A 20,858-nucleotide genomic window follows, 5' to 3' on the forward strand; every position below is an offset into this window, starting at 1 on the left:
ATTTTTTATGCTTCAATCCGGTCCTGCCCGCCCATATAGGGGCGTAGAACTTCCGGTATGACCACAGAGCCATCTTTTTGCTGATAATTTTCCATTACTGCAATGAGACAGCGCCCGACAGCAACGCCCGAGCCATTCAGAGTATGAACAAAGCGCGGTGATTTTTCACCTTCTTTGCGGTAACGCGTATTCATGCGCCGAGCCTGAAAATCACCACACACCGAGCAGCTTGAAATTTCCCGATAAGTATTTTGTCCAGGAAGCCATACTTCGAGGTCATATGTTTTGCGGGAACTAAATCCCATATCGCCGGTACACAAAGTAATTGTGCGGAACGGAAGACCCAGACGTTTTAAAATATCTTCAGCGCAACCGGTCATGCGTTCCAATTCATCCAAAGAACTGTCTTCATCGGTAATAGACACCATTTCCACTTTCCAGAACTGGTGCTGACGCAACATACCGCGCGTATCACGACCGGCAGCACCGGCTTCGGAACGGAAGCATGGGGTCAATGCCGTGACGCGAATCGGAAGTTTTTTTGCATCCAGAATGTCGCCTGCAACAAGATTTGTGAGCGGCACTTCTGCTGTAGGAATAAGCCACCTTCCATCAGTTGTCTCGAACAGGTCTTCGGCAAATTTTGGCAATTGGGCAGTACCGAAAAGTGCGCTTTCACGAACGAGAACAGGAACTGAAACTTCGCGATAACCATGTTCCAGAGTGTGGACATCAATCATGAATTGGCCAAGTGCTCTTTCGAGCCGGGCAAGCTGTCCCGACAGTACTGTGAAACGCGCGCCAGAAAGTTTGACTGCGCGATCAAAATCCATTTGCCCGAGTTTTTCACCGATTTCAAAATGTTGTTTTGGCTCGAACGGGAAAGTCGGTGGTGTGCCCACCTTATAACGTTCGACATTGTCATTTTCGTCGCGCCCTACCGGCACATCGTCAAGCGGAATATTAGGAATACGTGACAGTGCGTCATCAAGCGCTGCTGTCAGATCTTTACCTTTTGCTTCCGCAGTTGAAAGAAATGTTTTGAGCTCGGACACTTCCGACTTCAAAGCTTCGGCCTTTTTTGCATCACCGGATGCCATAGCCTGTGCAATTTCTTTTGAAGCGGCGTTACGTCTTTCCTGTGCAACTTGCACGTGAGAAACGTGGTTACGACGCTCGAGATCAAGCGCTATCAGTTTCTCTGCCTGCGGTTCGGCATTGCGTTTTGCCAAAGCTTCGTCGAGTTTCTGCGGATTTTCCCGAATCCATTTGATATCAAGCATCAAGATATTCCTGTACAAATTTTTTTAATTCTATTTCTTTTCTTAAACCACAATGGACTGATCAGGAAGCCTTGTTATTTTCTTTTGCCTGTTTCTTTTCAATCCAGCGTGAAACGATAATAGAAACTTCATAAAGAAGAATTGTCGGAAGAGCGACGCCAAACATCGTAAAGAAATCGGAAGGTGTTACCATTGCAGCAACAACAACAGCAATCAGGATTGCCCATTTCCGTTTCGAAACCAGCATTTTCGACGTAATAAGACCGGCTTTTGTTAACAGGCTCGTAACAAGAGGAAGCTGGAAAATAAGGCCGAATATCAGAATGAAAGACTGCATGAAGCTCAGATAATCCGAGATACGTGCAATAAATTCAACTTTCAAATGAGAATCAGGCAATAATTGTTGCGATAATGAAAACCACAACATCATCGGTGCAAGCACACAATAAACAAATGCACCGCCCAAAAGAAATAATATCGGCGCACTGATGAGAAACGGCAAAAAAGCGCGCCGCTCGTTGCGATAAAGCCCCGGCGCAATAAAGCTGTATAACTGGAACGCAAGATACGGAAATGACAAAATGACACCGCCAAAAGCTGCAAGCTTCATTTTTGTCAGAAACGTTTCCCAGACCTGCGTTGATTGCAAACGGATGCTGTCAGGATTGCCGCCGGAGATTTTCATTGCCCATTGATAGGGCCACAACAGAAAATTCAGGATGTAATCTTTGACAAAAAAGCAGATAATAAAGGCAATAGCAAATGCAATCAAAGATACGATAATCCGATGTCGCAACTCTATCAAATGATCCAGCAGCGGCGCCGAGCTTGCTTCGACTTCGTCTTCATCCTCATGCACGATGATTTTTTCCTATTTCATTCAAACGTCGGCAACGGTTGTCTTTTTAACCCGTGAAGCAGCCCGTTTTACAGTTTTCTGGTTTTGTGCAGGAGCTTTCATAGCCCCTACTGAAGCGGTCTTTTCCGGCGATGACGACTTTGCTGTCGCTGATACTTTACGTTTTGTTGCCGTTTTGGGTTTCAACGCCGCAGTTTGTTTTGTTGTTATCTTGCCTTTAGACGCTTCTTCAGCTGTCGGCTTTCCTTCTTTCACTTCAAAGGATGTTGGCGTTGCCGGATGTTCCTCCGTTGCCACGCTATCACCTCCTGCAGAAGCTGTCGAAACCGTTGCTGATTGGAACTTTTCGTCATCAACTATTCTCACAGTGCTGGACGTGACGTCAGCAGACGACGAATGATTTGCCGATGTTTCGTTATCTTTATTACTAGAAGACTTATCAGCCGCTTGCTCTGAAGCAGAATCTTGCGGCTTCGACTGCTTATCGTCCTCCTGACTAACCTCGATACTCGCTTTCACATCCTTTGCAACATCGCGAATAGGATCGAATATTTCCGTTAGCTTCTTGCGAGGATCGAGGTCTTTGACGTCGGTGAGGGTCTTTTGCAAATCATCAAGCTCGGCTTCATGCATAGCTTCGTCGAATTGGCGACGGAATTCGTTTGCTGTCGTGCGCATGCGCGCAGTTGCCTTGCCAATAGCTTTCAGCATTTTTGGCAAGTCTTTCGGGCCGACCACAACAATCAGCACGATAAGAATGACAATAAATTCCGGTCCATCAATTCCGAACATTATTCAAAGACCCTTTCCGACAAGAAAGGCTTTTGCAAGAAAAGCTCTGACAACAAGAAAATATTACGATTTTGTTGTTTTACGTTGCGTCGTTTTGGCTTTTGGCTTGGATGCACGTGGTGCGGCTTTTTTTGCGGTTGATTTTCTCGTGTTTGCAACCTGCTTCACCGGTTCAATTGTTTCTTCCGGTTTAACATCAATGGTTTTGATTTCAGGCCGCTCGGCAGGTTGTTGAGATTCAACCTCTTCATCGTCCTCTTTCAAGCCTTTTTTGAAACTCTTGATACCTTTGGCAAAATCTCCCATAAATTCCGAAATTTTACCACGACCGAATAGGACAAGAATGATGAGTAGGATCACTATAAGGTGAACTGGTGAAAGGAAATTTCCCATTATGTACTCTCTTCGATGCTGGAACTGTCTTAATGTGTACTTTTAGACACTTTTTTCAAGTCTTTTAAACACAACCACGTGTATTTACATTTTTTATTCCCAAACAAGGTGATTTTAAGATTTTTCTTCCCGATCAAGTGGACTTAAAAGTCCTAATTGTTCCAAATTGATATCTTCAAGCGGTTCTTCTTCATCGGTCAGAATATCCGGATCGGCTGTCGGTGATGGCATACGGAAATTGGACGGTAATCTTGAAGACAGAAGACCTGCACCTTTCAATTCTTCCATCCCCGGTAAGTCCGAAATTTCTGGCAGACTGAATTCATCAAGAAAAGCAAGAGTTGTCCCGTATGTTACCGGTCGCCCCGGAACGCGCCTGCGTCCACGAATTTTCACCCAACCTGCTTCCATCAACACATCCAACGTACCTTTCGATGTTTCAACGCCTCTGACGTCTTCTAGTTCCGCACGTGTTATCGGTTGATGATAGGCAATAATTGCCAAAACTTCCAAAGCAGCACGGGAAAGTTTCCTTGACCTTTCTTCTTGTCTATTCAAAAGAAAGGAAAGATCGGGTGCTGTACGGAAAGCGTAAGCATTTCCCACTTTATGAAGATTAACGCCACGTTTTTGATAATCCTGTTTCAAAACATCCATAATCGCTGCAATATTGGCGCCTTTAGGAAGCCGTTCTTCAAGGGCTCGGTCGGTCACAGGTTCACTTGACGCAAAAACGATTGCTTCAGCCATACGGACAAGTTCGGGCGTTATGTTGAGCTCGCCATTTCTATTTTTTTCTGCGTTTTTTTGTTCAGCCATCTTAATTGCTTTCGGGCTTTGCCCCGCCCCCGATATTTATGGTGTTCGGCCCCTCAGCCTTTTTGTGCGCACGAAGATAAATCGGGGCGAATGGCGCAGCCTGTCGAATATCAAGCTGCTTTTCTCTCACCATTTCAAGACTTGCCGCAAAAGTGCTCGCTAAAGCTGTGCGACGTTCATGGGCGGTCGGAATAAAAGCAAATAAAAACTTGTCCAACGCCTGCCAATCTTTTGCTTCACCCATCAACCGCACCAATATTGCACGCGCGGCCTTTAGTGACCAGACTTCCCGCTTTCCCACTTCAACGCGTTTGACCGCCTGCCTTTGACGCAAACCGGCATAAGCCATCAACAGATCGTAGAGAGAAACGTCATAGAGATGCTTTTTTTCAACTACCACCATTTCCGGATTGGCGCGCTTGAAAATGTCCCGTCCTAAACGGTTACGGTTTACAAGCTGTCCCGCCGCTTCCCGCATGGCTTCAAGCCTCTGCAAACGGAATTGTAATAATCCCGCCAGCTCTTCGCCACTTTCCCCTTCATCATCCGAGCGTTGCGGCACAAGCAAACGGGATTTGAGATAAGCAAGCCAAGCCGCCATCACCAGATAGTCGGCGGCAAGATCGAGTCTCAATTCATGCGCTGTTTTAACGAAATCGAGATATTGTTGCACAAGTTCGACAATTGATATATGCGCCAAATCGACTTTCTGGTTCCGTGCGAGTTGTAACAGAAGATCAAGCGGACCTTCAAACCCCTGAACGTCGATAACCAATGTTGGCTCGCTAACGCCGTGTTCTTCTTCCCAAATCGATTCCATAGCCTTTTGAGCATGGTGTCCGTTCAGGTTTTTTCCGTTCGCATTGGATTTTTTGTCGTTTTGTGCCAAATCCGGTTCCCTCTAGCCGATAGCAAGGAGTTTTTGAAATTCCTCCCGCAACGCCTTTTCGTCAGCTTTATCCGGTTCTGTCACCCAATTTGTCGCATATTGCGCTCGCTCAAGTGATTTGCCTTCAAGCCAAGGCGTTGCTGCGGCAATTTTTTGCATTTCCTCTATTTCGCCATTGCAGTGTAAAACAAGATCGCATCCGGCTTCGAACGCCCCTTTTGCCAGATTGCCCAAATCGCCTGAAAGCGCCTTCATTGATAAATCATCCGTCATCAACAAGCCATCAAAGTCAATCTCTTTACGAATGATTTCGTCCACGACCTTTTTTGACAAGGTTGCCGGTTTTTCCGGGTCGACGCTTTCATAAACGACATGGGCAGTCATTGCCACCGGCAGATCGGATAATGCTTCGAACGGGGCAAAATCGTTACGGCGTAAAGTCTCTAATGATGCATCGACACGTGCGAGGCTCTTATGGGTGTCGCATAATGCACGACCGTGGCCGGGAATATGCTTCATTACAGGCAGGATACCGCCTGCTTTCAAACCTTCCGCAGCTGCGCGTCCCAACGCTATGACGGTTTTATAGTCATTGCCATAGGCACGCGTACCAATAACATTATCTGCTCCTTCAATCGGCACGTCTAGAAGCGGCAGGCAGTCGGCATTTATCCCCAACCGGCGCAGATCAAATGCGTGCAGACGTGACATGATAAAAGTTGCACGCAATCCTTTTGCTTTATTCTTTTTGTAGAGTTCACCCAATGTTGCTGCCGGCGGATAATCAGGCGCTAGCGGCGCACGCAGCCTTTGAACACGTCCACCCTCCTGATCGATAAAAATAAATACATCGTCGCGACCACTTGCCGAAACAAGCGAAGCAGTCAATTGTTTAACCTCGTCGGCCGAACCGATATTCCTTGCAAAAAGAATGAAAGCCCAAGGCTGGTTTTCTGCTATAAAATCTTTTTCGGCCGCCGTTAGGCTCAGGCCTGACACTCCGACAATCATAGCTTTCATATTTTGCATATTACTTAATTGTTTCGCCGTCTCGAGGCGCCTTTCCGAAATTGATTATAACGACTCTATATCATTTTTCGAGTGTTTTACGTGACTTTCTGATCCGTGTGTCCTAACGGATTTATCAAGCTTTTTCACCCAGACTTTTATGTCGTGTACCGCAAGTCCACCATTAGGCGCGGGTGAATCTGCTCCGGTCAAAACATTTATCCCTTCTCCCCGAACAAAACTTGAATTGGCAAACAATCCTTGAGAGACCACAACCCGTCTTTTCAAGCCTTCAAACAGTTTTGCATGAAGCGCCACACTACCGCGTTGATTGCCTATCTCGACAAGGTCACCATCCTTTATATCATACATCGCCGCATCATCGGGATGGATCATGAGCGTTGGGCGCACTTCTTTCAATAAAGACGTTGGCGATTCCGAAAATGTCGAATTAAGAAAATTATGTGCGGGTGATGTTACAAGTTTGAACGGATGTTCTTCGTCAGCTTTTTCAATCACATCCCACTGATCGGGAAAATCGGGCATTTCATCATACGGCCCTTGATAGCCCATTGTATCCGGGGGCGTATCGGGAGCTTTATAACCGGTCCATTGTGCCTTGAAACGGAATTTCCTGTCAGGCCAGGCAAAACCGTTCAGAAAATGGGCGCGTTCAAAAGACGGCTGAACGTCAAGCCAGCGTTTTTCCTTAAGTTCTTCATAAGTCCCGCGGTGTGACGCTCTCAACATATTATCGATAAGTTCAATAGCTGTCTTGTCAAACCCCGCCATATGACCAAATCCGAGCCGTTTTGCCAATTCGTTTATAACATAGAGATTGGGCTTCGGTCCGGTTGGAGGTTCAATCAATTTCGGCCCTAATAGAATATGTTGTTGGCCACCAGCCCGATAAATATCGTCATGTTCCAGAAACATTGTTGCAGGCAGAACGACGTCGGCCATTTTAGCCGTATCTGTCATAAATTGCTCATGAACCACGGTGAAAAGATCCTCGCGTGCCAAACCTTTGTGGATCAACCGTTGTTCGGGCGCAACATTTGCCGGATTGGTGTTCTGGATAAACAAAACGGTTACGGGCGGGCCACCATAAAGTGTTTCTTTATCACCAAGCAGGATTCTGCCGATTTTCGATTGATCAAGCGAACGAATTTTCGGATCAGCAAAAGCCGTTCCTTCAACTTCATTTTTGTTAAGAGCAAATATCGAAGCGTTGGAATAGAATGCGCCGCCACCTTCATATTGCCATGCTCCCGTAACTGTGGGCACCGAAAGTGCTGCATGCATTGCAACCGCGCCGTTACGTTGTCTCGTAAAACCGTATCCCAGCCGGAAGAAAGTGCGTTTGGTTGTGCCGACCCAATGGGCAAAGGTTTCTATTTCTTCAACAGATAGACCGGTAATTTCAGCCGCCCATTGCGGCGTTTTTGTTTTCAAGTGGCGCTCGAGCCCGTGCGGGTCATCGCTATAGCGTTCCAGATAATTCCAATCGGCAAAACCATCCCGAAACAATATATGCATCACAGCACAGGCCAAGGCTGCGTCGGTTCCCGGTCTTAAAATCAAGCCGAGATCGGCCTGACGCACCGTTGCACTCTCGAAAACATCAATAGCAACAATGCGTGCATGATGGTCTTTGCGTGCTCTGGTGACATGGGTCATAACATTGACTTGAGTACTTGCCGCATTGGTACCCCAGATCACCACAAGATCGGATTTTTCCATTTCCCGCGGGTCAACACCCGCAATCCTGCCGGTGCCGGCAAAATAGCCGGTTGCTGCGGTATTGGTACAAAATGTCGAAAATTGTCCGGAATATTTTCCTGCATGCCGCAAACGATTAATAGAATCGCGCTGCACGAGCCCCATAGTTCCGGCAAAAAAATACGGCCATATAGTGGTTGAATCGTATTTTTTCTCTGCCTTTTGAAAATTTTCGGCTATGAGGTCGAGTGCGTCACCCCATGTGACTTCCTGCCAGTTACCATCGCCTTTAGGACCTTTTCTGACAAGCGGTTTCAACAATCTAGCCGGATTGTGTACGCGTTCGCTATAGCGGGCGACTTTTGCACAGATAACGCCCGCCGTATAAGTATTGTCTTTTGCGCCCCTAATCCGGCCTATTCTCGTGGGGGACAATAATTCCACATCAAGCGCGCACGTTGAAGGGCAATCATGGGGACAGGCTGTATGGCCAATTTCTATATTGCTCATGGCAATTCCGACTCAATCAATGAAAACGGATGTATTTAGCAATTTTACTATTTTCAGGCTAGTCTTACAGCTATAACACCAAGAACAATGATGATTGAGGCAACAAAGCGCGGAGGGCTGACATGTTCACGCAAGACAAAATAGGATAAAATAACAGCAAAGACTATTGCACTTTCGCGCAAAGCAGCAACCAGTGCCACCGGCAACTTTGTCATTGTCCAAAGTGCAAGACCATAAGATCCAAGTGACAAAAATCCTCCAACAAGTCCGATAGACCAATAGCGTTGAAAGTGGATTAAAAATGGTTGACAGGTTTTATCATTGAAAAGTTCAAAAACAACTTTCACCAAACCAATCAGAAAAAATATCCATAAAATATAAGAAACCGGCGCTCCCGATAATCTGACACCAATCCCGTCAAGCAGAGTGTATAAGGCTATAAAAGCAGCCGTTAGCAAAGAAAGTGGAATGATGGAGGGCTCAATTTTATCGCTGCGTCTAACCGCTTCAAGCGCCAAGGTCAGCACTCCCGACGAGATAAGAATAACACCGCACCAAGCTACGATTGATAATTTTTCGCCGAGAATAGGCCCGCTAAAGAGTGCAACAAAAAGCGGTGCTACACCGCGCATCACCGGATAAGACTGGCTAACATCGCCTCTTTGATAAACGATTCCGACAAGCATCATATAGACGACCTGCACAAAGACTGAAATGAGCAAAAACGGCAGGCTCGCAAGTGACGGCAAGGATTGAAAAGGAATACCTGCAAGCGCGAGGATAGAAGAACCCGCCATAAAAACCGTGATATTGGTCTTCGCATCACCGGTTAATTTCAAAACCACGCTCCACAGTGCGTGCATCAATGCCGCCAAAAGCACAAGTGAAACCATCACGCCCGACATATGGCATACTTTCCGGTCAACAAGCCGATAAAAGGGAAGTTTATGAATAGAAATCCGAATTAATTCAAAAAAATTAGAAAACCAGATTCAAAGACCTCTATCAAGTCAGGTTAATTTTGTGTTAAAAGCTTCCCACACAAAAATTGATTTGCAGAAAAGAGTCGATGTCCATTTTCTTTTATCTGCTCATCAAACCTATTGAAGGATATTTGCTTTTTCCAATTACGACAGACCAAAATTTGCTTAATAATCTTACGGTCTGTCCGGGCTATCGAGATCTTTAAAATGAACAGACGCTTTTTCCTTCTCTCGGCACCGCTTTTCCTTGCCGGTTGTACTTTTCGCCACCCTTTACCCAAAATGGTTCCGATTGATACCGGCGAGCCGGTAACGACAACGACCTATGTTATAAGGCGACATAAGGCAAAGCCGAAGGTTACGCCCAAAAAGAAGAAGGTTAGTTACGGCGAATATCCGGTAAACGAAAAATACGCATCCATGTATGCGGCTACGACCGATAACGGTTTCCCAGTGAACGCTGTTGATACAAGCCGCATCAATCCCGAATATTTGCGCCATGAAGTGGCGTTCCATATGCCTTATAAGCCTGGAACTATTGTCGTCGATCCAACCAACTTTTTCTGCTATTTTGTACTTTCGGAAGGACGCGCCATGCGCTACGGCGTCGGTGTTGCGCGGTCGGCCGCTGCCGATTTTCAGGGGGAAGCAATAATCGGTCGCAAAGCGGTATGGCCAACATGGCATCCGACTTCAAGCATGGTACAAAAGCAGCCTCAAAGATATGGCCATCTGACTGATGGCATGAAAGGTGGCCCGGGCAATCCGCTGGGTGCTCGCGCCCTTTATCTCTATAGAGGCGGAACAGACACACTTTTCCGTTTGCATGGAACAGTCGAACCCTGGTCAATCGGCAAGCGGGTATCTTCGGGATGTATCCGTTTTCTCAATCAGGATATTATCGATCTTTATAGTCGTGTGCCGATTGGAACCCGTGCTGTTGTTTTGCCGCATAAAATCGGCCTCGGCTGATATCAGAAACGGTTAGAACAAAATAATGAATTATCGTCATATTTATCATGCGGGCAATTTTGCCGATGTGTTCAAACACATCATTATCGCCCGCATCATCGAATACTTAAAAAAGAAAGACCATGCTTTCCGCGTGATCGATACACATGCAGGGATCGGCGTTTATGATCTTTCTTCGGATGAGGCCCAAAAAACCGGTGAATGGATTGATGGTATCGGACGCATCCTTGATCGGCCGGTTCAACCCGACATCGAATTGCTGATCAAGCCGTGGCTTGATGTGGTCATTGGACTTAATGGCGAAAAAAGCGAATTGACCCGCTATCCGGGTTCACCTTACCTCGAGCGGAAGCTCTTAAGAAAACAGGACCGGTTAACGGCAATAGAGCTCCATGAAGCTGATTATAGGAAATTGGCTAATAATTTTGCCGGCGATTATCAGGCCCGTATCATCCATCTTGATGGATATCTTGCGCTTGGTGCCCACGTACCACCGAAAGAAAAGCGCGGACTCATCGTGGTTGATCCGCCATTTGAAAAAACAGACGAATTCGAACGGCTTATTGAAGGTCTCGAAAAAGCATACAAGCGCTTTTCCGGCGGAATCTACGCTCTCTGGTATCCTGTCAAACATTATAATGAACTCAATTGGTTCATGAACGAGTTGAAAAGCACTTCGATACCGAAAATCTTGCGACTGGAGCTTAGAATTAAACAACGCTCGGAAATGTCGGGACTCGACGGGTGTGGTATGATTATTGTCAATCCACCTTATGTGTTGCCCCAGGAAATGAACAAGCTCAAAGCATTTTTGCTTGAGCGCCTTGGCGTGGACAAACATGCACAATTAATCAACGAATGGATAAATGGTGAAGCTGTTTGACCTTGACGGATTTGAGACAATGAAACATATTGAACCCAGAAATGGTCAATGTGGAATAATCATGCAAAAGTCATCGTTCTTTAACGCAAGTTTTCGCAAAGTTTTGTCTTTCTCGGTTTTCGGGCTTGGCTTCTATGCCTGCGTGAATTCTGCAACAGCAGCCGATTTGGCGGCATCATCAGCTCCTCAAACGCAAGCTTCTGCAGTGAACGATGCCGGTGTGTGTGGTTATAAACGTACTTTATGGGAAGTCGGTTACAAGTTCCATCATGAAGTTCGTAATGTTCCGGGGTTACCGGACGTTCGTATCGAACAAGTTAAAGATATAACGATGGCACGGGGTGAAAATCCGGCAACAAAGCTTAATATCCCCCGTCAATTTTGTCGCGCTACAGCCGTAATGAATGACGGGTCAAGTTATCCTCTTTATTATATGGTGGAATACGGCCAAGGCTTCACCGGTGTGAGTGGCTATAATGTCGAATTCTGTGTTGAAGGTTTCGACAAATGGCGAATTCAGGACGGTAACTGTCGGGCAGTCAAATAATAGGAAGCCCGCTGCTGATCTTCCGCTCTTTTTCTAAAGCAAAGTTTGCTGAAAAATCGCTTTTCTACTGCTCTATCTCAATATAAACGGCGTCTATAAAGCATTTTGACGGGCTAACTTCAAAATAATCGTTTTTAGAAAATTCGTGGGGCTTAGCTCTCCCGATTGAGCATTCTTGCTATCGGTGCTCATGCAATAATTTCCGGCTGGAATTGGTTTCCAGTCCATCCCAAAAAGGTCGTTGGCTACAGGTTCGGTAAAACTTCAACAAACTCTTTCACAGCACACAACATCACTTTTATAGCCTCCTTGAAAGCCAAAAAAATGGAATGAAGTGTGGGAAAGTATAAAAGAAGATGGCCGCTTCTGACCTTCAGGCGCTTGGTTACAAACAACCATAGTCTTCAGAAAACAGGTGAGCTTTTTTTCGATCCTTTCGCACTGGTTTTCTGGAGCTCATTTTCCAAGTCTTGTAAGTTTTACAATCATCTGTCGATTGCAGCGGCGTTCCATTTTTAGCAATGCGCTATAAGCGTCTTACGGCTACATAAATTTGAAAATTCTTTTCTCTGTGCAACTGATTGGTTTGCTTTGTGATTTTACAAGCCTTGATTTCAGCAGAAAATATCGCCATTTTGGATTGTAAAAGTTCGAACTTGTCGAGAGTTCGGGCGTTACAAAAAATTGTCAACGGAAACTGTTTGATCAAATGGAAAAGAAGCGTCCTGTCGTTCTGATTACAGGCGGTGCCAAACGTTTAGGCGCCGCAATGGCGCTTGATTTGGCAAAACATGGTTTCGATCTCGCAATACATTATAATGAAGGTAAAAATGAAGCCGACGAGCTCGTGCACAAACTCGAAGCTTCCGGAGCCAAAGCATTATCTTTCCAATCCGATCTTTTGGAAACGCATGGCAAAGGCCTTTTGGAAACAGTGACAGAGGAGATGGGGCGACCGGTTGAAATCCTTGTCAACAATGCCTCTCTATTTCTTGATGACCACATTGGCGCACTTGATATGGATGTCTGGGATAAACATTTTTCAATCCATCTGAAAACCCCTGCTCTCTTGGCTGACCGCATGTTTTTTCTGTTGCCGGACAATTTGAAAGGATTAATTGTCAATATTATTGACCAGCGCGTTTTAAAGCTTAATCCCAATTTTTTGTCATATACCTTATCCAAATCATCACTCTGGACATTGACCAAAACCCTGGCGCAGGCACTTGCACCGCGTATCCGTGTCAATGCTATTGGCCCGGGACCAACACTTAAAAGTCCAAGGCAGGAGGAAGAGGATTTTTTAAGGCAGGCGCGTTCTGTTTTGCTTGAACACGGACCGGAATTGTCCGAATTTGGCGCAACGATACGTTATTTTTGGTGGCAAACGTCAATAACCGGACAAATGATTGCTTTAGATGGCGGCCAGCATCTTATGTGGCAAACGCCCGATATTGCAGGACGAATTGAATAATTATGAAATCCTTGAACGAACAAAACACTGAGGCCGCTAAAAATCAGGAAGCGAAATCGGATGACGATCGTCATTCGGCTTCTCTGACACCTGATATTATCTGGGATAAGGGTGGTTTCAAAAATGATGATCTGAAGCTCACCGGTGCACCGCTCATTCAGGAATTTGTAAAAAATTTGCCGAATAAACCGGGCGTTTACCGGATGTTCGACAAGGATGGTAACGTTCTTTATGTCGGCAAAGCGCGGAATTTAAAAAAACGCGTGTCGAATTACGCGCGTGGGCACGGACACAATAACCGCATCGCGCGCATGATACGGGCCACCCATTACATGGAATTTGTGGTCACCAGCACAGAAACCGAAGCTCTTCTTCTGGAAGCCAATCTTATCAAGCGGTTGCGCCCGCGCTTTAATGTTCTGCTTCGCGATGATAAAAGCTTTCCCTATATTATCATTACGCGCGACACACGTGCTCCTGCTATCTATAAACATCGTGGTGCACGGTCTCGTAAAGGTGATTATTTTGGACCCTTTGCGTCTGCCGGTGCGGTCACAAGAACAATCAACGCCATGCAAAGGGCGTTTTTACTCAGAACATGCACAGATTCTGTCATGGAATCGCGCACCAGACCCTGCCTGCTCTATCAGATCAAAAGGTGTTCAGCGCCTTGCACACATGAAATCAGCGACGCCGATTACATGAAACTTGTTGATGAGGCGGAAGCTTTTCTTTCAGGAAAAAGTCAAACCATTCAAGACAATATGGCAAAAACCATGCGGGAGGCTGCCGACAAACTCGACTTTGAAAGGGCCGCCGTCTATCGCGATCGTTTGTCGGCCCTGTCCCATATTCAGGGGCATCAGGAAATCAACCCGCAAACAGTTGAAGAAGCGGATGTTTTTGCTATCGCCCAGCAGGGCGGAATGACGTGCATTCAGGTATTCTTCTTCAGAACCGGACAGAATTGGGGAAATCGTTCCTATTTTCCCAAAGCTGACCCTTCAATTTCTGCTCCCGAAGTGCTCGGAGCTTTCCTTGCCCAATTTTATGATGACAAACCGGTCCCGAAACTTATTCTGCTTTCTGACCATGTCGAAGAGGAAGAATTGCTAGCTACAGCCCTTTCCGAAAAAGCCGAGCGGAAAGTCACAATTTCTGTGCCGCAAAGAGGTGAAAGAAAGTCACTGGTTGAACATGCGCTAACCAATGCACGTGAAGCTTTGGGACGTAGGCTCGCTGAAACTTCGACACAGGACAAATTGTTGCAAGGGGTTGCTGAAACCTTCGGCCTTGAAAAAGTACCCCGCCGTATCGAGGTTTATGATAACTCGCATATCATGGGAACGAATGCGGTGGGCGGCATGATCGTTGCCGGTCGCGAAGGTTTCATCAAGAATCAATATAGAAAATTCAATATCCGCTCGACCGATATTACACCGGGGGATGACTTCGGTATGATGAAGGAGGTTATCGACCGGCGGTTCAAAAGGCTCATCAAAGAACATGGTATACCGGCTTCTCAAGCCGATGATACTGCTGGCAATGACGACAGTTTTCCGGTCTGGCCCGATATTATACTGATTGACGGCGGCGAAGGCCAGATGACAGTCGTGCACGAAATGCTGAGAGAACTAGGCATCGATGATGTTGTCACTGCTATCGGCGTTGCAAAAGGTGTTGATCGCGAGGCAGGAAGAGAACGATTCTTTATCTCCGGTCGTCCACCTTTTATGTTACCACCGCGCGACCCCGTGCTTTATTTTCTTGAACGCCTGCGTGATGAAGCACACCGATTTGCCATCGGTACCCACCGCATAAAACGTAAAAAAGAAATGATGAAAAATCCGCTCGACGAAGTCGAAGGCATCGGTCCGGCGCGTAAACGTGCTTTGCTTGGCCATTTCGGAACTGCAAAAGCCGTTGCCGGTGCAGCAGTGGAAGATTTAATGAAAGTCGAAGGAATATCGGCGGCAACAGCACAACAAATCCATGATTATTTTAATGAAAGATAATGCTTGTTTCTGCCGATTCTATCGCTAATTTATATAAGGATCTTGATTCAACAAATATGCCCTTCGTTGGAAATGGCATGTTTGATTGCCTTTTTTAAAGTTCACCCGATCGGCCGCTTTGCTTTTTATTTTAAGCAGCCCTAAGACGTTAAAAGGATTGATTACGGCATAATGAAAAACCATACTTTATCGTTGCCAAATATCCTTACATATGCACGCATTATTGCTGTTCCGCTTGTTGTCTTGTGCTTTTTTGTGGAGGGCCGTCTGCAATCGACCGACACCGCAAGGTGGTGGGCGGTTGTCATATTTGTGGTTGCCTCCATTACAGACTTTTTCGACGGCTATCTTGCCCGCATCTGGAAACAGACCTCGAACATCGGTCGTATGCTCGACCCGATTGCAGATAAACTTCTTGTCTCGGCTTGCCTTCTCTTGCTTGCTGCCGATGGTACAATCGCCGGTTGGGCTCTCTGGGCTGCAATTATCATTCTCTGTCGAGAAATTCTCGTTTCAGGATTGCGTGAATATTTGGCCTCGCTCAAAGTAAGCGTGCCGGTTTCGAGGCTCGCAAAATGGAAAACGACAGTTCAAATGTTTTCCATTGTTTTTCTGCTTGCAGGCCCTGCCGGTGACAAAGTTATTCCTTATGCAACCGAATTCGGACTTGTCATGTTGTGGGTCGCCGCTATTCTTACTTTATGGACTGGCTGGGATTACTTCCGTGCAGGTCTTAAACACGTGATTGATTAAAGGATACGCATGAAATTACAATATTTTGCCTGGGTTCGCGAACGTATCGGTCGCGGAGAAGAAACTCTTGAATTGCCGGAAAACGTCAAAACAGTCGACGATCTTCTCTCCTATCTCAAAACTCTCGGGGAAAATTATGCTTTTGCTCTGGAAAAGCCGGAGCTCATCCGCGTGGCTATCGACGAAGAACATGTCGACCATGATAGCCTCATTGGAAAAGCACATGAAATTGCACTCTTTCCACCAATGACGGGTGGTTGAACCATGAAATGCAAAATCGCTGTCCAGCCGCAAGATTTTGATATGGGAAGAGAGGTAGACCATATCCGCAGCCTTTCACCATCAATCGGCGGTATTGTTGCATTCTGTGGATTATGCCGGAGCGAAGGTGGGCGCCTTTCTGCTCTTGAAATCGAGCATTACCCCGGAATGGCCGAAAAACGCATTAAAGAGATTGTTAACGATGCTTCGAAACGGTGGTCATTAAATGGAGTTACCGTCATTCACCGTTTCGGGACAATCAAGGTTGGCGAACAGATTGTTTTGGTTGTCACCGCCTCCCCTCACCGGCGGGAAGCTTTTGATGCTGCAAACTTTATTATGGATTTTCTGAAAACCGAAGCTCCGTTCTGGAAAAAAGAACATCTTGTCGATGGTACGCCGCAAAACTGGGTTGAAGCAAAAAAGACGGATGTTCTTACAAAAGCGAGATGGCAAAAAAAATCACAAGATGAAGAAAAAACAAAATGATAGCAAATTCACAAAAGGGCACATTTTTGTGAGCTTATTGTTTTTATAAAACATCCGATCATTGGAATAATCAAAATTTAACCACAGATTTCAGGGGATCGTGTTGGAAAATGCCTTATTTTTTCCGGAAAAAACGACATACTTATAAAAAGGAGTGTTGAAGCTCGGTCAACTGGCAAAAAGGTTCCGTTAAATGCGGTTTTGTCCATTGAACTATCCATTTTCAACAAGGGTAACATCGATTTATGAAACGAAATATCTTTGCGGCTTTTACATTTGGCGCGACGGCATTGGCGGGCGTTTATCTTGTCGCATTACCGGCGGTTATGATGAACACCATCGTTCCCGCCTATAGTGCTGCATCAGAAAAATTGACTATTCATGGCGATGTCACCTATCTGCAGCGCATCGAGCTTCCCCAACACGCCTATCTTGTTGTTCAACTCGTTGATGTGACAAATCCAGACGGGCCATTTCCAGTTGTGGCGGAAATTTCGCAACAACCGGATGGTTCTGTGCCTATAGAATTTGACCTTCCGGTTGACCCGGCCAATATCAATCTCCAGCACAAATATGCTCTTCAGGCGCGCATCGCCGTCGGTGATATTTTGTGGTTCGTAAGCGACGAAAGAAAGCCGATCACTCCGGAAGATAAAAATGCCCATTACGAACTTGTTTTGGGTATGGTCAGCCAATCGACAACAACGCCGAAACCGGTTTCCACAACAATTGCCGGCCACGAGTGGAAAGTGGAGGATATGTTCGGAACCGGAGTAATTGATAACTCGCATCTGACCCTTGCGGTTGAAGACAAGGCTGAAGACAAAAAAGCTGCAGGCCTACCAAAATACCGGATAACAGGTAGCGGCGGTTGTAACCGATATACGACATCCGTCTTCATCGACAGTGATGCAGAGGCTATTGCTTTTGACCCGCCTGCGATGACTTTTATGGCATGTGCAGAAGCCATTTCCCAACAGGAAAACCGCTTTATTGAAATGCTTGCAAAGGCAAAGGCTTACATGTTCGACGATTTGGGACGCCTTATTTTAAAGGATGAAAATGGCAACTATGTTGCTCGCCTTGTGCCGGAACTTTGACTTATTGAAGATAGATAAAATAACCAAAGCCCATAAATTACACGAATGAATATTTGCAATTAAAAAAGTATCCTGATGAAACAAAAAGCCCGGTTTTTGACCGGGCTTTTCAATTTTATTGATGTCTTAAACTTTTATCAGCCAACAATTTCTGTGCCGGAAAACCAGTAGGCAATCTCTTCCTTGGCTGTTTTTGGTGAATCCGAGCCGTGAACGGAGTTTTCACCGATAGACAAAGCAAAAGTTTTGCGAATTGTGCCTTCCGCGGCATCGGCAGGATTTGTGGCGCCCATAATTTCACGATTTTTTGCAATCGCATTTTCACCTTCAAGCACCTGAACGATGGTGGGGCCGGATGACATGAATTCAGTCAATTCACCAAAAAACGGGCGGTCTTTATGGACAGCATAAAAGCCTTCTGCTTCCCGTAAGCTCATCCATACGCGCTTGGAAGCAACAACCCGCAAGCCCGCCTCCTCAAGCATTTTTGTGATAGCACCCGTAAGGTTACGGCGTGTTGCATCAGGTTTAATCATTGAAAAAGTGCGTTCTATAGCCATTTTGCCACCTTCATAAATATATTTTCAGTTGCGTCTCTATAACCGTATAACCGGCTTTTGCCAAGTGAAACCCGTTTCCCGCCGAGATACATTTTTTCCATTATTTTATCATTTTTCAGCCGTGATTATTTTACTGTCGTAATAACAGGATTTTTAACCGGCAATTGAAACGATTTTGCTTGCGTTCACTGTAAAACCTATGCAAAAGCCTGACGTCATGTTGATTTTGAACGATATCACAGTCCGGCTCGCTGGACGTCTTCTGATTGACCATTCCAGCGCCACGCTTCCTACCGGAGCAAAAACCGGCTTTGTCGGCCATAATGGAGCTGGCAAGTCAACGCTTTTTCGCGTCATTATGGGGGAACTCGCTCCTGAAACCGGCGATGTTACCATTCCGAAAGATACCCGCATTGGTCAAGTCGCACAAGAAGCCCCCGGAACCGAGGATTCGCTCATTTCAATAGTTCTCGCAGCAGACAAAGAACGGGCTCGATTGTTAAAGGAAGCTGAAACGGCAACCGACCCGATGAGAATTGCTGCAATCCATACGCGTCTTAGCGACATCGGTGCGCATTCTGCCGAAGCACGTGCCGCTAGCATTTTATCAGGACTGGGATTTGATGCAGAAGCACAACAGCGCCCCGCTTCGTCTTTTTCTGGCGGTTGGCGCATGCGTGTCGCGCTTGCAGCGGTTCTATTTTCCGAACCCGACCTTCTTTTGCTTGACGAACCGACAAACTATCTGGATCTTGAAGGTACACTCTGGCTTATTGAATATGTACGTCGTTACCCCTATTCGGTCATTGTTATCAGTCACGATCGGGAACTGTTGAACAGCGCAACAACCTCGATCCTACATCTTGAAAACAAAAAACTCACTCTCTGGCGCGGAAATTATGACCAATTCGAACGCCAACATGCTCAAACAAAAGAACTCCAGCAGAAGCAGGCAGCCAAACAGGAAGCCCATCGCAAACATATGGAAGATTTTGTCCGCCGTTTCCGTGCCAAAGCGACCAAAGCAAGACAAGCGCAATCACGGTTGAAAGCATTGGAGAAGCTGAAACCTATCAGCGTTTGGCAGGATGAACATGTGCAACCTTTTTCATTTCCCTCGGCGGAAAAGACAGCTGCATCACCAATCATTGCGCTGTCAAAAGTCGATGTCGGATATGAGCCGGGAAAACCTGTATTGAAAGGCCTTGACCTAAGGATAGACAATGATGACCGGATTGCGCTTCTCGGGGCAAACGGTAACGGAAAATCTACCCTTGCAAAATTGCTGGCTGGCCGTCTTAAAGCAGAGACTGGCACGATGACAGTCTCACCCAATCTGAAAGTGGCATTCTTCGCCCAGCACCAGCTTGACGATTTGAGGCCGGAAGAAAACCCGATCGAACATGTGCGCAGACTGATGCCGAAGGAACCGGAAGCAAAAATCCGCGCTGCTGTGGCACGCATGGGGTTATCAACCGAAAAGATGATGACAAAAGCCAAAGAGCTGTCCGGCGGGGAAAAAGCCCGTTTGCTCATGGGGCTTGCAACATTCGAAGGCCCGAATCTGCTTATTCTTGACGAGCCGACCAATCACCTCGACATTGATAGCCGTGAATCGCTTGTTATGGCGCTCAACGACTTCGAGGGAGCAGTCATTCTGATTGCTCACGACCGACACCTTATCGAAGCGACAGCAGACCGGCTTTGGCTTGTGCGTAACGGAACTGTGCATCCCTATGAAGGTGATATGGATGATTATCGTAACGACATATTGGGGCTCCCGAAATCACGAGCCACCGTTAAGGAAGAAAAACGCGCAGCTCCCCAGAAATCGAAAAATGAACAACGCAAAGCCAACGCTGAAAAACGTGCCGGATTGGCTCCACTTAAAAAACAAATCACCGATACAGAGGCACTAATAGACCGGTTACAAAAACTGATTGCTCGTCTTGATAACGAACTTGCTGCTCCGGATCTTTTTTCAAAGTCTCCTGATAAAGGTGCCGAACTTGCAAAAGAACGTGCCGATGCTGCAGGCCGACTTGAAGATGCCGAAAGTCGGTGGCTTAAAATGAGTGCCGAATATGAGGATGCCATCCGATAAAAGCTATATAATATAAGGACTTTATAGATAATTGCTTTGAATAGCCACGATTTGTCCCGCACATTCATGACGAATGCCTTGGTTTATTGACCTTTAATGAACACCGTGTGGGGCAATTTGCTGTTATCCCGACCTACTTTGTCCGCGGACTACTATTTTAAAGTTGTTATAATTTCCGTAAAATTCTTTTTTTATTATTTTCTATATCCATTTTATAAAAAATTTATTTAAAAATAATTTTCTAATAGTTTATATTGTATTACGATATAATATAAATTTATCAGACATATCTGTAATATATAATCCGCATATAAATATAAATATTTTTCAAAAATTATTTTTTATCAGAATTATAGTTTAAAACTATATAATTTTACTATTTTTATTCTAGACACCAGCCTGTTTTTATTTTTATTCAAATATCGTAAAAACACCAATAGGA

At 45.8% G+C, this 20,858-nt stretch carries 20 protein-coding genes; 10 read left to right on the forward strand and 10 right to left on the reverse strand.

Features of this window, described 5'->3' with window-relative positions; all coding sequences use genetic code 11:
* Positions 1-5: 5 nt before the first annotated feature.
* The 9 genes from serS to PEB0122_RS04770 form a co-directional block, all read right to left on the reverse strand.
* On the reverse strand, positions 6-1,283 hold the full coding sequence (serS, locus tag PEB0122_RS04730; protein WP_075870013.1) for a serine--tRNA ligase: 1,278 nt from the start codon (positions 1,281-1,283) through the stop codon (positions 6-8).
* Positions 1,284-1,344: 61 nt separating this feature from the next.
* Positions 1,345-2,142, reverse strand: a complete 798-nt coding sequence (tatC, locus tag PEB0122_RS04735) for a twin-arginine translocase subunit TatC (RefSeq protein ID WP_075870014.1) — start codon at positions 2,140-2,142, stop codon at positions 1,345-1,347.
* Positions 2,143-2,163: 21 nt separating this feature from the next.
* Positions 2,164-2,934, reverse strand: coding sequence for a Sec-independent protein translocase protein TatB (gene tatB / locus PEB0122_RS04740; RefSeq protein WP_075870015.1), 771 nt, complete (start codon positions 2,932-2,934; stop codon positions 2,164-2,166).
* A gap of 63 nt (positions 2,935-2,997) precedes the next feature.
* Positions 2,998-3,327 carry a twin-arginine translocase TatA/TatE family subunit gene (locus PEB0122_RS04745; protein WP_075870016.1) on the reverse strand — a complete coding sequence of 110 codons (330 nt, stop codon included), beginning with the start codon at positions 3,325-3,327 and terminating at the stop codon, positions 2,998-3,000.
* A 114-nt stretch (positions 3,328-3,441) separates the two neighbouring features.
* Positions 3,442-4,146, reverse strand: a complete 705-nt coding sequence (scpB, locus tag PEB0122_RS04750; protein WP_075915830.1) for an SMC-Scp complex subunit ScpB — start codon at positions 4,144-4,146, stop codon at positions 3,442-3,444.
* Between the two features lies 1 nt (position 4,147).
* The gene (locus PEB0122_RS04755) at positions 4,148-4,966 is read right to left on the reverse strand and encodes a segregation and condensation protein A (RefSeq protein WP_075916248.1); all 819 of its coding nucleotides are present in this window, start codon (positions 4,964-4,966) and stop codon (positions 4,148-4,150) included.
* 81 nt (positions 4,967-5,047) lie between these two features.
* Positions 5,048-6,064, reverse strand: coding sequence for a beta-N-acetylhexosaminidase (gene nagZ / locus PEB0122_RS04760; protein ID WP_075915834.1), 1,017 nt, complete (start codon positions 6,062-6,064; stop codon positions 5,048-5,050).
* A 45-nt stretch (positions 6,065-6,109) separates the two neighbouring features.
* Complete coding sequence (locus tag PEB0122_RS04765) at positions 6,110-8,275, reverse strand: molybdopterin oxidoreductase family protein (RefSeq protein ID WP_075915836.1); 2,166 nt, start codon at positions 8,273-8,275, stop codon at positions 6,110-6,112.
* Between the two features lie 53 nt (positions 8,276-8,328).
* Positions 8,329-9,180 carry a DMT family transporter gene (locus PEB0122_RS04770; RefSeq protein ID WP_075915838.1) on the reverse strand — a complete coding sequence of 284 codons (852 nt, stop codon included), beginning with the start codon at positions 9,178-9,180 and terminating at the stop codon, positions 8,329-8,331.
* 285 nt (positions 9,181-9,465) lie between these two features.
* On the opposite strand from PEB0122_RS04770, the gene PEB0122_RS04775 reads away from it, so the two are divergent.
* From PEB0122_RS04775 to PEB0122_RS04820, 9 genes are all read left to right on the forward strand, one after another.
* A complete protein-coding gene (locus PEB0122_RS04775) occupies positions 9,466-10,230 on the forward strand; it encodes a L,D-transpeptidase (RefSeq protein ID WP_075915840.1) in 765 nt (254 codons plus the stop codon).
* A 25-nt stretch (positions 10,231-10,255) separates the two neighbouring features.
* Positions 10,256-11,113 (forward strand): 23S rRNA (adenine(2030)-N(6))-methyltransferase RlmJ, encoded by an 858-nt coding sequence (locus PEB0122_RS04780; protein ID WP_075915842.1) that lies wholly within the window; start codon positions 10,256-10,258, stop codon positions 11,111-11,113.
* Between the two features lie 61 nt (positions 11,114-11,174).
* Entirely contained in the window at positions 11,175-11,660 is a 486-nt protein-coding gene (locus tag PEB0122_RS04785) for a hypothetical protein (RefSeq protein WP_075916250.1), read from the forward strand.
* 709 nt (positions 11,661-12,369) lie between these two features.
* A complete protein-coding gene (locus PEB0122_RS04795; protein ID WP_075915846.1) occupies positions 12,370-13,134 on the forward strand; it encodes an SDR family oxidoreductase in 765 nt (254 codons plus the stop codon).
* 2 nt (positions 13,135-13,136) lie between these two features.
* Entirely contained in the window at positions 13,137-15,149 is a 2,013-nt protein-coding gene (uvrC, locus tag PEB0122_RS04800; protein WP_075915848.1) for an excinuclease ABC subunit UvrC, read from the forward strand.
* Positions 15,150-15,317: 168 nt separating this feature from the next.
* On the forward strand, positions 15,318-15,902 hold the full coding sequence (gene pgsA, locus PEB0122_RS04805; RefSeq protein ID WP_178391796.1) for a CDP-diacylglycerol--glycerol-3-phosphate 3-phosphatidyltransferase: 585 nt from the start codon (positions 15,318-15,320) through the stop codon (positions 15,900-15,902).
* Positions 15,903-15,911: 9 nt separating this feature from the next.
* Positions 15,912-16,163, forward strand: coding sequence for a molybdopterin converting factor subunit 1 (moaD, locus tag PEB0122_RS04810; protein ID WP_075870026.1), 252 nt, complete (start codon positions 15,912-15,914; stop codon positions 16,161-16,163).
* A gap of 3 nt (positions 16,164-16,166) precedes the next feature.
* The gene (locus PEB0122_RS04815; RefSeq protein WP_075870027.1) at positions 16,167-16,652 is read left to right on the forward strand and encodes a molybdenum cofactor biosynthesis protein MoaE; all 486 of its coding nucleotides are present in this window, start codon (positions 16,167-16,169) and stop codon (positions 16,650-16,652) included.
* A gap of 245 nt (positions 16,653-16,897) precedes the next feature.
* Positions 16,898-17,752, forward strand: coding sequence for a YbaY family lipoprotein (locus PEB0122_RS04820; RefSeq protein ID WP_075870028.1), 855 nt, complete (start codon positions 16,898-16,900; stop codon positions 17,750-17,752).
* 137 nt (positions 17,753-17,889) lie between these two features.
* Here the strand turns inward: PEB0122_RS04820 and ndk are convergent, their stop codons facing one another.
* Positions 17,890-18,312 carry a nucleoside-diphosphate kinase gene (gene ndk / locus PEB0122_RS04825; RefSeq protein WP_075870029.1) on the reverse strand — a complete coding sequence of 141 codons (423 nt, stop codon included), beginning with the start codon at positions 18,310-18,312 and terminating at the stop codon, positions 17,890-17,892.
* A 217-nt stretch (positions 18,313-18,529) separates the two neighbouring features.
* Here ndk and PEB0122_RS04830 point away from each other — a divergent pair, with 217 nt between their 5' ends.
* Positions 18,530-20,416, forward strand: coding sequence for an ABC-F family ATP-binding cassette domain-containing protein (locus PEB0122_RS04830; RefSeq protein ID WP_075916252.1), 1,887 nt, complete (start codon positions 18,530-18,532; stop codon positions 20,414-20,416).
* The last annotated feature ends 442 nt before the right edge of the window (positions 20,417-20,858 follow it).

This window comes from Ditibartonella apis (assembly GCF_001952075.1).
Lineage (GTDB): Bacteria > Pseudomonadota > Alphaproteobacteria > Rhizobiales > Rhizobiaceae > Bartonella > Bartonella apis.